This is a genomic window from Companilactobacillus kedongensis (genome assembly GCF_003946625.1).
Classification (GTDB): Bacteria; Bacillota; Bacilli; order Lactobacillales; family Lactobacillaceae; genus Companilactobacillus; species Companilactobacillus kedongensis.
The window spans coordinates 25,154-40,766 of record NZ_RHOR01000008.1; the positions used below are offsets into that span (position 1 = coordinate 25,154).

The 15,613-nt window shown below is 37.4% G+C and carries 12 protein-coding genes and 1 pseudogene; 5 read left to right on the forward strand and 8 right to left on the reverse strand.

Annotated elements, in window-relative coordinates; all coding sequences use genetic code 11:
- Positions 1–41: 41 nt before the first annotated feature.
- From EKM60_RS11110 to EKM60_RS06195, 3 genes are all read right to left on the reverse strand, one after another.
- Positions 42–206 (reverse strand): hypothetical protein, encoded by a 165-nt coding sequence (locus EKM60_RS11110; RefSeq protein WP_164508341.1) that lies wholly within the window; start codon positions 204–206, stop codon positions 42–44.
- A gap of 96 nt (positions 207–302) precedes the next feature.
- Positions 303–743: a universal stress protein gene (locus EKM60_RS06190; RefSeq protein ID WP_125713557.1), complete on the reverse strand. Its 441-nt coding sequence runs from the start codon at positions 741–743 to the stop codon at positions 303–305.
- Between the two features lie 635 nt (positions 744–1,378).
- The gene (locus tag EKM60_RS06195; RefSeq protein WP_404811400.1) at positions 1,379–3,214 is read right to left on the reverse strand and encodes a heavy metal translocating P-type ATPase; all 1,836 of its coding nucleotides are present in this window, start codon (positions 3,212–3,214) and stop codon (positions 1,379–1,381) included.
- Positions 3,215–3,398: 184 nt separating this feature from the next.
- Between EKM60_RS06195 and EKM60_RS06200 the strand changes: the two genes are divergently transcribed.
- Positions 3,399–3,758, forward strand: coding sequence for an ArsR/SmtB family transcription factor (locus EKM60_RS06200; protein WP_125675166.1), 360 nt, complete (start codon positions 3,399–3,401; stop codon positions 3,756–3,758).
- 559 nt (positions 3,759–4,317) lie between these two features.
- Here EKM60_RS06200 and pgtP read toward each other — a convergent pair.
- The 3 genes from pgtP to EKM60_RS06215 all read right to left on the reverse strand — a co-directional run bounded on the left by pgtP (position 4,318) and on the right by EKM60_RS06215 (position 7,220).
- Complete coding sequence (gene pgtP, locus EKM60_RS06205) at positions 4,318–5,667, reverse strand: phosphoglycerate transporter protein PgtP (RefSeq protein WP_125713561.1); 1,350 nt, start codon at positions 5,665–5,667, stop codon at positions 4,318–4,320.
- A gap of 89 nt (positions 5,668–5,756) precedes the next feature.
- Complete coding sequence (locus tag EKM60_RS06210) at positions 5,757–6,563, reverse strand: glycosyltransferase family 8 protein (RefSeq protein WP_125713563.1); 807 nt, start codon at positions 6,561–6,563, stop codon at positions 5,757–5,759.
- Positions 6,564–6,629: 66 nt separating this feature from the next.
- Positions 6,630–7,220: an NADPH-dependent FMN reductase gene (locus EKM60_RS06215; protein ID WP_125713565.1), complete on the reverse strand. Its 591-nt coding sequence runs from the start codon at positions 7,218–7,220 to the stop codon at positions 6,630–6,632.
- A 147-nt stretch (positions 7,221–7,367) separates the two neighbouring features.
- Here EKM60_RS06215 and EKM60_RS06220 point away from each other — a divergent pair, with 147 nt between their 5' ends.
- A complete protein-coding gene (locus EKM60_RS06220) occupies positions 7,368–7,778 on the forward strand; it encodes a peptide deformylase (protein ID WP_125713567.1) in 411 nt (136 codons plus the stop codon).
- 75 nt (positions 7,779–7,853) lie between these two features.
- Here the strand turns inward: EKM60_RS06220 and EKM60_RS06225 are convergent, their stop codons facing one another.
- Complete coding sequence (locus EKM60_RS06225) at positions 7,854–8,291, reverse strand: MarR family winged helix-turn-helix transcriptional regulator (protein ID WP_125713569.1); 438 nt, start codon at positions 8,289–8,291, stop codon at positions 7,854–7,856.
- A gap of 102 nt (positions 8,292–8,393) precedes the next feature.
- Between EKM60_RS06225 and alsS the strand changes: the two are divergent.
- Positions 8,394–10,070 (forward strand): annotated as a pseudogene (alsS, locus tag EKM60_RS06230) (acetolactate synthase AlsS).
- A gap of 16 nt (positions 10,071–10,086) precedes the next feature.
- On the forward strand, positions 10,087–10,800 hold the full coding sequence (budA, locus tag EKM60_RS06235; protein WP_125713570.1) for an acetolactate decarboxylase: 714 nt from the start codon (positions 10,087–10,089) through the stop codon (positions 10,798–10,800).
- 170 nt (positions 10,801–10,970) lie between these two features.
- On the opposite strand, the gene EKM60_RS06240 is transcribed toward budA, so the two are convergent.
- On the reverse strand, positions 10,971–11,441 hold the full coding sequence (locus EKM60_RS06240) for a glutathione peroxidase (protein WP_125713572.1): 471 nt from the start codon (positions 11,439–11,441) through the stop codon (positions 10,971–10,973).
- A gap of 705 nt (positions 11,442–12,146) precedes the next feature.
- Between EKM60_RS06240 and EKM60_RS06245 the strand changes: the two genes are divergently transcribed.
- Positions 12,147–15,275: an LPXTG cell wall anchor domain-containing protein gene (locus tag EKM60_RS06245; RefSeq protein ID WP_125713574.1), complete on the forward strand. Its 3,129-nt coding sequence runs from the start codon at positions 12,147–12,149 to the stop codon at positions 15,273–15,275.
- Positions 15,276–15,613: the final 338 nt, after the last annotated feature.

Genomic DNA, 15,613 nt, shown 5'->3' on the forward strand with positions numbered 1-15,613 from the left:
TGTATTCGGTTTCACAAGCGACAAAAAAAAGGACTCATAGCTTACGAGTCCTTGTCTCTTAGAATTTCAACTTTTTGAATCAAATTATCTAAAAGCGTATCGTCAATATTACTTTGTTCCAATAAATGGTCAATAGACCTATTTAATCTATCGATCGATTTGCATTCTAAGAGTGAGTTAGAATCTTTTTGTTGCTTTGTAGACACAGTAATCACCCACCTAAACACAATTTGCACACCACAATGTAAACGATTACATACACACTATACCTTTTTTGCGTAGGTTTTTACAAATTTTTTTTACTATCTAACGACCATAACTGATATTGGAGCATATTTAGCCATATAAGCGGCCTGTGATCCAAAATACTTTTTTATACCCTTTTTAGAGTTGGAACCAACAATCAATAAGTCCGGATCAACATAGGGAATAACCTCTTTAACGATAGCTTCACCGGCTTCTCCTTCAGCCACATAGATCTCAACATTTTTGACCCCAGCATCAAGTGCCACTTGGCGATATTTTCTAACATGATCTTCCAAATCACTGCGTTCACCGTGAACATAATCCTTGTCCAAGGCTTGGTAGACGTTCATATCTTCATCTTCCAAAATCGAAGTAATGATCAACGTAGATTTATCTTTCAAACAATATCTTAAAGCATAACGAAAAGCTAGTTGAGCATCCTCAGAGTCATCGACTCCTACTAGTACCCGTTCAGATGAATGATCTTTTTTTGACATGATATAGTCCTCCTTATAACAAATCGAAGACGTCAATTTACTCATCTTTGCCCAACATTTTAGTACGTTTTTTTTGGTTGTAAAGAATTTTAGATTGTGGTGGTTGGTTGCCGTCTACAGTGATGGAAATATTCTCCTGCTATGCGGGACGGATCGAGCCAAGGTCTCGCTCTTCGGTTGGAAGCCTTGTAAACAAGTCTTCCAACTCGCCCGATGGTGTAACGGCTGAAGCCGTAACGCCATTGCCATAGCTGGAGAATATTTCCATCACTTCCGACTAATTTGGTATTAAAAATAAATCATGTAATTATAGAAAAAATTATACATATAAAGCATAGATTGGATTTAATAGCCTAATTTCCAAATACCGACACAATAAAAACCCCTCAATTTGAATTCAATATTCAAACCAAGAGGTTAACTTTAATTTCATAATAAACAAATCTAGTCGGAAGGACTGAGAATATTTACCAGCTATGAAAATGTTGTTATGGCTTTAGCCATTACAACATCGGGCGAGTTTTAAGACTTGTCGAACTTTACAAGCCTTAAAACCGAGGCACCAGACCAAGGCTGGGACCGGTCCGCATAGCAGGTGAATATTCTCAGTCCTGGAGACGACCAGACAAACCCAATTAAAACTTTTTCAATTGCAATCTAACTGCATTCAATACAGCAATGATCGTAACTCCGACATCAGCGAAAACCGCTTGCCACATACCAACGATCCCAACTGCACCTAACAATAGGAATAAAATTTTGATAACTAAAGCTAAAGTGATATTTTCGACAACTATTTCTCTAGTCTTTTTAGCAATATCCATTGCTTTAGCAATCTTTGAAGGTTCATCACTCATAATTACCATATCAGCGGCATCAACTGCGGCATCTGATCCAAGTCCACCCATGGCAACACCAAGATCAGCTTGAGTTAATACCGGCGTATCATTGATCCCATCACCGACGAAGGCAACTTTACTGTCACTGTCAGCTCTTAATTTATCAACGATTTTAACTTTATCCTCTGGCAATAAATCTGTGTAAACTTTATCTAGATCAAGTTTATTAGCAATATCTTCACCGATAACTTTATTATCACCAGTTAGCATAACTGTCTTAATACCACGTTTCTTTAAACTGGCAATAGCATTTTTAGCATCAAATTTAGGACTATCGGCAATAACGATATTTCCTAAATATTGTTTATTTCTACTAATATATACGATCGTACCTACATCGCTAGCTTCATCAATATCAATGTCATTAGCTTTCATGGCTTTATAATTACCAGCAATTACAGATTGACCGTCTATCACGGCACTAACACCATAGCCGGCAGTCTCTTTATAGTTTTCAATAGTTGAAGTTATCTCTTTATCAAAAGCTGTGACGATAGATTGGGCTATCGGATGATTAGAGTTACTTTCAATAGCAGCTGCAATTTCTAATAATTCACTTTTTGAAATATTTTGAGGATTGACACTTGTTACAGAGAATTGACCTTTAGTTAATGTCCCTGTCTTGTCAAAGGCAATTGTGTTAACCTTGTTCAGTGATTCTAAGTAATTGCTACCTTTAACTAAGATACCTTGTTTTGAGGCAGCTCCGATTCCGCCAAAGAAGCTCAGTGGAACAGAAATAACTAAGGCACATGGACATGAGATAACTAGAAATACTAGTGCACGGTAAACCCAATTACTCCACTCACCTTGGAAAAGTAGTGGTGGTACTAGTGCTAATAATAAGGCCATTGCTACAACGATCGGTGTATAGATCTTAGCAAATCTGGTAATGAACTTTTCTGTGTTAGCTTTACGTTTACTCGAGTTTTGAACTAAGTCCAAAATTTTAGCAACAGTTGAATCATCATAAATTTTAGTTACTTTAATCTGAAGAACTCCAGCTTGGTTGATCGAACCACTTAATGCATCGTCGCCGATCGTAATTTCACGCGGCATAGATTCTCCAGTTAAAGCGGACGTGTCGACACTTGATTGCCCAAGGATAACTTTTCCATCAAGAGGAATTTTTTCGCCAGGCTTAACTAAGATCGTTTGACCAATTTTTACTTGATCAGGACGAACGACTAAAGTCTTGGCACCATCTTTAATGGTTGCAAATTCCGGTTTAACGGATAATAATGCAGAGATAGAACGTTTAGAACGGTTAACGGCAATATCTTCAAACAGATCGCCAACTTTATAAAAGTACATAACCGCTACAGCTTCAGGGTATTGACCAATTATTAAAGCACCTATTGTGGCAATACTCATCAGAAAGTTCTCATCAAAGACCTCTCCTTTAAAGAGATTCTTGATGGCATTAACAACAATTTCTCCACCGATGATAGCGAAAGCAATTAAATAAAGCCCGATCGAAACTGAATCGGCAAATGAATCATTCATAGCCAGCACTAGAAAAATTGCAGATAGAACTAACTTAATAATTGTCAATTTCGACTCTCTGGTCAGGGCATTCTTGATCGGATGATTTTTTTTGTCAGTTTGGTAATCTGATTCGACTTTGTATAATTTCATCGCGTTATCCTCCTCGTGTAAAGCGTTTACATGAATATATGAGCAATCATTCATACATCAATTATAATATAATATTCGGTGGTAAACTTCAACCATCTAGAGTAAGAAAGGCGATTTTATGACAGATAATAACTTCGAAAATGAACACATAAAATCTCTACACAATTTGAACAACGAAATACCCAATAATGACGAGCTAGAAGCCATGGTCAACGTCTTCAAAGCCTTCGGTGATATGACTAGAGTTAAGATCATATTGGCACTGTCACAAACACCGTTAAGCGTTGGCGAAATAGCCGATTCACTAGAAATGAGTCAGTCTTCTATTTCACATCAATTGAGCTTGTTAAAACAATTGAATCTTGTTTCCAGTATGAGAAAAGGACGTAATATTCATTATCGCTTGAGTGATCAGCATATTATTACTATTTTTAATCAGACTAAGGAACATATTGTAGAAGATGAGAATGATAATTAATTATTTTAAAATGGGGTAGCTTGATGGCTGGCCTATTTTTTTGTGCTAAATTCTGAAATTTGGTGGCTGGGTTACTGAAAGGTTTTTGCCTCCGGTTGGACGAAGTTTGTCTGCACTTGGACCGATCCCAGCCAAGGTCTGGCATCTCGATTTTGAACTTTGCTTTCGCAAATCTCAGAATCGTCCATGGCCTAAGAACAGAAAACCACTGTTCTAATGCCATTGTAAGTGCCGACAAACTTCGCCCAACCTCCGGCTATATTGATGAACTATATATTTTTAATACAAACAAAAAAGCACGATCCCAACAAAGTGTCGAAATCATGCTATCAAAATACATTATTCATTTTTCTATATACCACAAATATAAGCTGAAGATTACAAGTAATGGAACCAGTTGTGCAAGTGACGTTAGAGGGCGATTTACCCTCTTACACCACTGACGATTTCGAGATTTGCGAAAGCAAAGCTCAAAATCGAGCCTTCAGACCTTGGCTGAAGGCGACCACACAACAGGTGGAATTACTTGTAATTTTCAGCGACAACAACAACCAAAAACCTATTTTTTAACAATTTCTTGTCCTCTAAGATTCCAAGTCAATGCAAACAATCCCGCTGCAATCAGACAAGATGCCATTACAGTGATAAAGCCTGAATTCCAGCCCAGATGATCAACAATAACACCCATGATTGCATTAGCGGCAACTGATCCGAATAAATAACCGAATAATCCTGTTAATCCGGCTGCAGTTCCTGCGGCCTTTTTAGGTACAGAATCTAAAGCTTGTAAACCGATCAACATAACTGGTCCGTAAATTAAGAAACCAATCATGAACAAGGCCGTATTGACCATCATAATATTTGTTGAACGCCAATACATAAAGACAAAGAAGGTTACCACTAACATAAATGAAAAACCTGCTGGGCCACGACGTCCTTTAAATAATTTATCAGAGACCCAACCTGCAAAGATCGTACCAGGAATACCGGCTATTTCATACAAGAAATATGATCCTGAACTGGAGGCCAATGAAATATGACGAACTTCTGTTAAATATGCTGGTGCCCAATTTTCAATTCCATATCTGACAAAATAAACAAAAATATTTGCACAAGCAATAATCCAAACCCATTTATTATTCAAAACATATTTGAAAAGAATCTCTTTAGCAGATAACTCTTTCTCATACATAATGTGTTCCTCATTGGGATAATCATCCTTATACTCCTCAATTGGAGGCAATCCTTGTGATTCAGGTGTATCACGAATTAGGATATAGGCAATAACGGCAATAACTATACCGACCAAAGCTGGAATAATAAAAGCTCCATTATATGCTTTCGTTCCCGGAATCTTTGAGGCAAAGAATGCTATACCGACGGCGGCTAATGGTGCCATTGCTGCCCCACCAACATTGTGGGCCACATTCCAAACTGACGTCCAAGAACCACGCTCTGAAACTGAATACCAGTGCGTGATCACACGACCAGATGGCGGCCAGCCCATACCTTCAAACCAACCGATCAAAAATAATAGAATAAACATTGATGTGATAGATTTGGTTAAAATAGGAATAAATCCAAATGCCAAGTTGATCAAAGCTGTCAAAATCAATCCTAGAGGCAAAAAAATTCGAGCATTACTGCGATCTGAAATGATGCCCATAAAGAATTTACTGAATCCATAAGCTATCGAAACCGCCGAAAATGCAAACCCCAACTGAGTTTTAGAGAATCCCTCATTAATTAATTTAGGCATAACTATCGAAAAATTATTACGTAATAAATAATATCCAGCATAGCCAATAAAAATACCAAAGAAAACCTGCCAACGTAATTTTTTATACGTTGGATCAATTTTAGATGATTCGACTTTTTTCTTAGCCACTGGAGGTGTTAAAAAGTTCATGTGATCCCTCCCCGATTTAAAAGTTCACGAACCTTTCTATAATATTCTGATAGCGTTTGCAGTGCAACACTTTTCCAAAATAAAAAGCCCTACATTAGGGCTTTATGCATATAATGTTTGTACAATCCAGCGTAACGACCACGATAATCACTCTTCCAAGGCTTATCACGCCCACAAAAATGAAGTACCACAGTATGATCTATCACCCAATCAAGATCCCATTGTCCATCACCGATAGCAAAGTATAAAGCGCTCATTCGAGCATCAAAGTTATACAATTCATCAGGTATCTTCATGATTTGATGACCGTATAGCCCATTCAAAACATCTTGATCTGGTAAAAATAAGGTTAATTTGTTTTCTTCAATATATTTAAAAATATCTTCAGCTTTAACTGTCTGACGTATCTTAGGTAAGTTAAATAATAATACGCCAGAGTTATAATAACTTTCAGCCTCATAATTACCTAAGCGTACCTTGTTAAATGGTTCCGTCATATTACTCGACAAAGCCGAGTGACTGGCAGCCGCATAGAGATTATCACCGAGATCCAAATTATAAAGTCTACTTAGATCATTAATAATCAAAATATCAGCGTCCAAATATAAAATTCGATCCAAATCTGGTAAATATTCTTGTGCCAATAATCGATAATAAATCGTAGCTGGATAGCGATCCGTTATTGGTGCATTTTTGAAACGCGCTCCATCTACAATGATAGGATGATACGTCATCCCATATTTCTTACAAAAAGTTTGGATCATCTTTGTTTCTTTTAATTCATCCTTTTGAAGAACATATACTTCAAAACTACCTTCCGTATTCATTTTAATTGAATACAGTGTCGTCAGCATTTGTTTAACAACATTATCGTCGATCGCAAATAATAGATTCATATCATCCCACCTCTGAATTTAGTATAACAAACAAAAAAGCCACGACGAATCGTGACTTCACACACATTATTTGTAAGGATTATCTTTTAAAACTTTAGCGTAGAAACTGATATCGTGGAAAGCTTCACCAAAACGTTTTTCAAAGTGTTGACTATTTTCTACATCTTGATTCAAAGTTCCGTCAGCTTCAAAGTTTGGCTCGGCGTTCCAAACAAGGACTGGCTTTGGTAGAACGATCATGTCCATAATTTGTAAAATTGGAACCATTGAAGCAGCGGCCAACATACCGCCATCACTAAAACAACTGTAACTAAGGATTTGAACAGGTTTCTTACTTACTTGAGATCCCACCAGATCCAAAGCATTCTTAAATCCACCCGGAATTGCATGATTGTATTCTGGAGTCATCATGATAAATCCATCTTGTTCATCAACAGCATTAAGCCATTTTTCTTCCATTTCAGTTGTATTCGATACTTTAGCCATTAAAGGAATCTCCTCATGGTCATAAACTGGCAAAGGAAAATCGTGCAGATCCAACCACGTATATTTAACATCATCTGTATCTTTCATCATTGACTTAAGATGTTTAAAGATCTTACTTCCTAAAGCATCACCACGCACACTACCTAAAATAATTCCAATTTTTGTACTCATTCAGTCACCCTCGACTATTCTTAAATTATATAAATATAAATTCTTTTATTATATATAAAGATTAAGCGGGAATTTTGGATAAGTCAACCGTTATGCTCATGATATATTTTTTGATATGATTGATTCACATTACTAAAGGAGAAATTAATGATAAAACCAATTAATAAAGATACAACGCTGCTTTCACAAAAGTCAGCACCCACTACACCAAAAGACACTCAAGTTATAATTGACCTAATAGATACACTAAAGTCACATAAAAAAGACTGTGTTGGCATGGCCGCCAATATGATCGGTATCAACAAACGCGTTATCGCCCTACAACTCGGAGATCTAGTTATGCCCCTGATAAATCCCAGTATCATCGGTAAGTCGGAGCCCTATGATGTAGAAGAAGGCTGCCTATCGTTGATTGGTGAAAGACCAGCTAAGAGATTTATGAAAATAACAGTAAGTTACTTAGATGCAGAATTTAACCCCCACAAACAAGCTTTTGAAGGATTCGCAGCTCAAATCATTCAACATGAAATGGATCATTTAGAAGGAATACTGATTTAAAAAAGTCTTGGCAAAAATTGCCAAGACTTTTTAATTGTTTTTACTATTTCTACAGAAAAAAGCTGGAGGAAACGATTAATCGTTTCCGGAGTCAACCGGATCAACTATCCCATCAACCACACTCTCAATTGCAGCAACCAATGGACTATCCGCCTTAATACCAGTATCGGCAAATCGTTTTTCCCACCAATCAATGCGGATCTGTTGAACTTTTTCAACAATCTTTTTCCCAGTATCAGTCAACTTCAAAATTTTAGTCTTACCAACACCATCTGACTTGCTAAGGTAATCAAGTTTTTGCATCTTATTGATTTCTCTAGTTGCTAAGCCTTTATCAACAACTAATAATCTAGCAACTTGGTTTTGACTAACTTCTTTATAATCACCGACGGACAGTAAAATACAGGCAGCTGTGGGATTGAGCTTTAATTCATCAAATTGTTCTTTTGTATCTTTATAGTATTTTCTGTGCAAGATCGAAATATCTTGGGCTAAGTATCCAATATTTTTCATTTTAAAATTCTCCAAGCTTTATGTGTTGACAAATCAACACGAGCGATTTATGTTATTAACAATAACATCACTAACCGAGATACTCAAGGAGGATACACATCAATGTCAACTGAAAAAAATGGTGCTGAGGCTTTATTCAATTCAATGGTCAACCAGGGGGTCAAGTATGTTTTCGGACTTCCAGGCGCTAAAGTAGATAAACTTTTCGATCTATTGGAATACAGCGACAATCCTAAAGCTCCTAAACTTATCATTACACGCCACGAACAAAATGCAGCTTTTATCGCGTCAGGTATCGGCCGTCTAACTGGCAAACCTGGTGTAGTCGCAACAACATCAGGTCCTGGTGTTTCAAACTTAGCTACTGGTTTGATCACAGCAACTTCTGAAGGTGATCCTGTTGTTGCTCTAGGTGGACAAGTTCCTCGTAATGATGTGGCCAGATTGACACATCAAAGTATTCCTAGTAAAGAGCTTCTAAATTCTGCTACAAAAGACAGTGTCGAAGTTCAAGATGCTAACAATATCTCTGAAACATTTGCCAATGCTTATCAAACAGCCATGGCTCCAAAATCAGGTGCAACTTTCATTTCTTTGCCAAAGGATGTCTTAGATGACCCTGTTAACGGAGAGGAGATCAAAACACTTGCCCCTATTCAACAAGGTGGTGCCGACAGCGACACTATCAATAAGATCATCAACAAGATCCAACATGCTAAATTACCAGTTATTTTGGCCGGTATGCGTTCATCTAGTGAAGAAGTAACTGAAGCAATTCATCACTTCTTGCACAAATTCTCTATTCCTGTTGTTGAAACTTTCCAAGGCGCTGGTGTTATCTCACGTGATCTTGAAAAGAACTACTACGGTCGTGTTGGTTTATTCAGAAACCAAATAGGTGATGCCATGCTTAAAGAAAGCGATCTAGTTATCGCCATTGGTTATGATCCCGTTGAATACGAAGCTAGAATCTGGAACGTTGGCCGTACAGGTGAAATTATTAATTTGGACAGTATTGCCCCTGAAATTTCTAATGAATACCAACCTGATCTAGTTGTTCAAGCAGACATTGCCAAAACAATGAAAGATCTTGCTCACAATCTTCCTGCAGATATCGGTTTAAGTGATGACCTCAAAGAACATCTACACCAAATGCAAGTAAGTTTCGTTTCTCAAGATGAAGTTCCTGAAAAGACCTCTGGTAAAGGTCTACACCCACTATAAATCATCAATGCTTTACAAAATCAAGTTAATGATGACACTACTGTTACAGTTGATGTTGGTAGTCATTACATCTGGATGGCTCGTCATTTCAGAAGTTACAAACCAAGACACCTACTATTTAGTAATGGTATGCAAACACTTGGCGTGGCCTTACCTTGGGCTATTGCCGCTGCTTTGGAACGACCAGAACAACCAATCGTTTCTGTTGCTGGTGATGGTGGATTCTTATTCTCAGGACAAGAACTAGAGACAGCCGTTCGTTTGAATTTAAATATCGTTCAATTAGTTTGGAACGACGGTTATTACGACATGGTTAAATTCCAAGAAGAAGCTAAATATGGCCGTCATTCTGGTGTTACTTTAGGTAATGTTGACTTTGCCAAATATGCTGAAAGTTTTGGTGCTACTGGTATGCACGCTGAAACTGCTGATCAACTAAAAGACAGCCTAGAAAAAGCCTTCAAGACATCTGGTCCTGTTGTGATCGACATCCCTGTTGATTACAGTGATAACATCAAACTCGTTTCAACATTGCTTGAAGACGTATTGAACTAATAGGAAGGAATTTATTATGTCAAATACAAATATTCTTTATCAACATGGTACTTTAGCCTTACTAGTCCCTGGTCTACTCGATGGAACTTTGACTATGAATGAACTATTGCAACATGGTGATACTGGTATCGGAACTGGTGAAGGACTAGATGGAGAACTGATCATTTTGGATGGCACACCCTATCAACTAGATGGTGATGGCAAAATCAATATCCTTGATGGAGATTTTACCATGCCCTTTGCCAATAGCCATTTTGCTGACTATGCCGAAATGATGGAAGTTGAAAATATCAATCGTGACGACCTACAATCGCAGATCAAAGAAGCAGCCAACAGTGCCAACACTTTCTTCTCTATTAAAATCACTGGTACTTTCAAAAATATAACTACTCGTGCCGTTAGAAAGTCATCTGCTCCATATGATTCACTTTCCAAAACAGCCGAGAAGCAAAATATGTTCAGTAAAGATAACGTAACTGGTACTTTGATTAGTTATCACTCACCTAGTTTGTTTGACGGAGCCGCGGTTGGTGGTTTCCACAGTCATTTCTTATCTGATGACCGTAGTTTTGGTGGACATATCCTAAATTTTGATTCAGTTACAGGATCAGTTTCATTTCAACAATTCGACACATTAGAACAACATCTACCTACTGATAATAAAGAATATATGAACCATGATTTTTCAAAAGATAATATTATCGACGACGTCCACAACGCCGAAGGATAGTTTTGTAAAAGCCAGCAATCTTCGTTTTTGACGATTGCTGGCTTTTTTTCGTAATTTATTTAATAAAGAGTCAAGTGGCACAATCATCAAATAAAAAATTAACTATAACTTTTAAATAAAGCTAATAGGATGCTCTACTGAAAAATCAGTAAAGCATCCCATTTTTAATTCTATTTACCCAAGGCTTCAACAATATCCGGCTCAACCTTTTCAGGTTTAGTAACAGGTGCGTAACGTTTGATGATCTGACCATCACGTCCTAACAAGAATTTGGTAAAGTTCCATTTGATACGACCGTTACCAGCATTTTCCTTTAAGTAAGTGAATAATGGATCTTCATCTTCGCCATTGACTTTAACTTGTTTAGTCATAGGGAAAGTCACACCGTAATGCATTTGACAGTACTCATTTGTTTCTTCATCAGAACCTAATTCCTGATGAAATTGATTAGAAGGAAGGCCTAAAACTTCTAATCCCTGTTCATGATACTTATTATATAGTTTCTCAATACCCTCGAGCTGTGGAGCTAGACCGCATTTGCTAGCAGTATTAACGATTAAAACTACTTTGCCTTTGTAGCCGTTAAAATCGATCTTGTCACCATTCATCTCTACTTCTGAAAAATCATAAATAGTTGCCATTAGAATCATTCCTTCCGTATTAATGTCATTATACGTTTAATATACATAAGTTATAATTATTTTGAATTTATTTAATTGCAATCTTTTTGCCGAGGGGTGTGCCGCTGGAGATTTTTAGTAATTCCACCTGTTATGCGACCGATTCGAGCCTTGGTCTCTCATCTCGATTATGAGCTTTGCTTACGCAAAGCTCATAATCGTCGGTGGAGTACGAACGGATAAACCATCCGTTCTACTCCACTTGCACAACTGGTTCCATTACTAAAGATCTCCAGCTAATGTGTATTATATATAAACTGAATTACACAAAATTCAGTCATACACTGTACTATAAGCATCTTTTACACCATAAAACCTCAAGCCGGAGGCGATGAGAAATGTGATCAGCAGTGAAAATTCTGTTAGTGCGGCAACGCCGTGCTTACAGAATGGACGATTTCGAGATTTGCGACAGCAAAGCTCAAAATCGAGACGGGAGGCCTTGACTCACGTCGGCCCCACAGCAGACCACATTTCTCATCGCCTCCGGCGTCCTCCACTCCACCACTAATCAATTTTGATAAATTTTCTTTCAAACTTTAGATAATTTAAATAAATATTTTTATGTTATTATCTAACTATGAAAATACTGTAGACCGCAGTGTTAACCCGTTTCTGTTTAAACAGAGCTCGTATACGGCCTAAGTACGAGAGGGAGAATCATTTATGAAACAACACCGAGGACTTTATTTAGGGATCAATAAGAATTCAAAACCTTTTAAAACAGATAAATTATGGCTAGCTGTCCCGATAGCTACTGCTTCCATTGTTGCCGGCTTAGCTATCACAACACCTGTTAATGCCGCAACTACTGATCCTAATTCTACTGAACCTGAATCATCTGAAACTGATACAAGTAACCAAGTTATTGACAATTCTTCAATGAATGCAAATACATCAAGCAACGCTGATGAAAATACAGATGATACTTCTGCTACACCTGAAGATAATAACCAAACTCCTATTACACCAAAAACAACCACGTTACCAACTCCAACTATCCATACAAATAATCAAAGTGATGCCGTAAGCTATGCTTCTGCTGCCGCACCAAAAAATACCAACATTGGTTCTGAAACAACACCAGAATCAAATGCTCAAGATACGGTCTCACAAACTCCAACGGCTAAACCGATTGATTCTATTCCACCTTTGGGTAATTTTTATGTAAATGTCAGTTCCCAAAATAAATATGTTCCTTACGATTCTAATGGTTATGCTTCCGTTTTACCATACAGTTCAGAACATTGGATGGACAGTAACAATTACAATCCCAATCAAGAACTATACAGTTTTTACATTGTTCTACCTACTGGCGTAACGTCAACAGTTGCTGATATGCAAGCCGGTGCTGACCAATATGTAAAAGATCTTGCTGCTAGGGGCTATATTCAAATAAGTAGTCTAACCGCATTTCAATTGAATAACACATCAGTAGAAACGGGTAACCGAGAAGTATTTTACTTTAGACCTGATGACAATGCGCATCTTCTCGGTACAGTCGATCCCAGTAAAGGATTCATAGGACAAACTAAAATGAGCGTTAAAATCCACACTCCAGCGGCAGACACTGGCATAACCGGAGTTAATATCAATGCTCTGGAAGATGATGGAACAACTATTTTCCCATCCGGATCAGTTCCTTACAATGATGTTTTGTATGCTGGAATTGGTGATGGTACATATGATATCAATAACGGATATACAAACATCCCTTCCAGCTATTTTGGTAGTGACTGGCTTGATAAAAACGTCGCAGGAATCTCCGTTCATAATGGTGCAGCCCATCTTGACTATACTGATTTAAATGTTAATGATTTATACACTGTTTTCACTACTGGTACTGCAGGTGATAAAGAAACTGTCATTTATCCAGATAGTTCTCCGCTTAATACTGGCCTTGCGGGTTCTTCATATAATATTAAAGACAAAGTTACTGCTGACATAAATGCCAACACAAAGATAAACGAATTCAAAAAAAATTATTGGCTACCATCCTTAAAATATATGGGAACTGATAAGACCGTAACACCAAGTTCAACAAGTCTTGATTGGCCAGGAGATGTTTATTTAGAACCTACATCCCTAGTTTTATCTAGTAACTCTGCCGTAACTGGTAAAACCTATGTTTTTTGGTTAGACCATATTAAAACGACATTGGTTCCAAATGATTCAACAATTGTCGCAGATCCTGATGCAAGTTTTGACCCTGATAACGATGTAACAATAACAGCACCAGGTGGAAATAGCATAAAGATTTCTGATATGACTGGAGATAGTACTAAAATCACTACTCCTGGAACTTATACTTACAAGGATTCAGAAAATAATATTCTAACCGTTACATCCAAAGTAGATCCAACGAAAGTTGGAAACTACAATGTTAAATATGAATATATTGATGCACAAGGAAATAATTATTTTTCAAATGGTTCTACTGGAAGGGTTTCTTACTTAAATACAACCGTCCACGTAACAAATGCGAAAATAGCTGGAACTGATACAACCATAACTAAAAACACTCCTTGGAACGTTTCAGATGGTGTCTCTGTGAATGACGTAAATGGTAATCCATTGAACCCACAAGATACCCAAACGGCGTTCAGTAATACTGGCACTACTAATGTTATTACTACAAAAATAACGAAAAATAATCCAGATGGAACAAGTACTGACGAAACTAGCATTGATACTTCAACACCCGGAAACTATACCGTAGTTTACAGTTACACTGACTCTAATGGCGGCACCGTTCAGTCAGATCCCGTTACTGTAATTGTTGATGGCAGCCAGATTTCTGCCACAGATGAATCCATCTATCCAAACGGCGACTTATCCACTGCTGTAACAACTTTAAAAAATAGTAATAGTGATGATGTTGACCCCAATACAGCTCTTAAAACAGGAACATTAACGGCAGTTGATCAAAATAATGATCCAATTGATACATCTGTACCCGGAACATATACTGTAACCTTTAAATATACTGATCCAACTTCTAAAAAAGTCGTCTCTTCAGATCCAGTAACGATTACTATTAAAAATAATTTGAGTGCTTTAACCACTGCACCTAAAACTATTAATACTGGGTCAACATGGGACCCTTCACAAAATATAACTGAACTTAAAGATACAGATGGCAATCCAGTTGTCGCTTCAGATGCACTAGGCAAAACTTTGACCACTACAATTACCGATAGTACTGGTAATCCTGTTGATGCAAGTACAATGACTACTCCAAAAACAGGCACATATACTATCAATTATCAGTATACTGATGCAACTGGAAAAACATTGACTGCCACATCAATATTAACCGTCCAGAACCCTACTACTGGATCAAATTCCGGTTCTACCGGTTCAGGTGCAAACACTGATCCCAATAATAATTCTGGTTCGAATGGTTCCGGTACAAGTACTGATCCTGATAATGGGTCAAACGGATCAAGTACCGCAATAGATCCCAATTCTAATGGAAATAATCCAAATACAAATTCAGGTTCAGACAATAATCAAACAACAGATGAATCCAACAATAGTGGTACAAGTCTTGTCGACAATTCATCTAAAGTAACTAACACTGCAACTCAAGAATCTGTTACTAAACCTGAAAACAATTCAGCAAATACTACTAATACAGTTAAATCTAATTCAGTTTCAATATCTGACCCTACCCCTAATAAAGCAGGTCAATTCCCACAAACCGGCAATCAGTCAGCCTTTTGGGCTAGCGGTTTAGGGATGTTATTACTTGCTATTGGTGGTATGTTTGGAATTAGACGTAAAAAGGAATAGTTCGTTGGATGCCGCTTCCGGTTTTTAGTAATTCCACCTGTTATGCGACCGATTCGAGCCTTGGTCTCTCATCTCGATTATGAGTTTTGCTTACGCAAATCTCATAATCGTCGGTGGAGTAAGAACGGATAAAACCACCCGTTCAACTCCACTTGCACAACTGGTTCCATTACTAAAAACCTCCAGCTAAATATAGATGTGATATAAAAAAATCTCACCATAGAGTTAATAAACTTTATGATGGGATTTTTATATGTCTAAATACAAAAAAATAGCCATATCCTGTAAAAAACAGAATACAGCTATAAAACTTTTATATAAATTATGGATAAATCAAG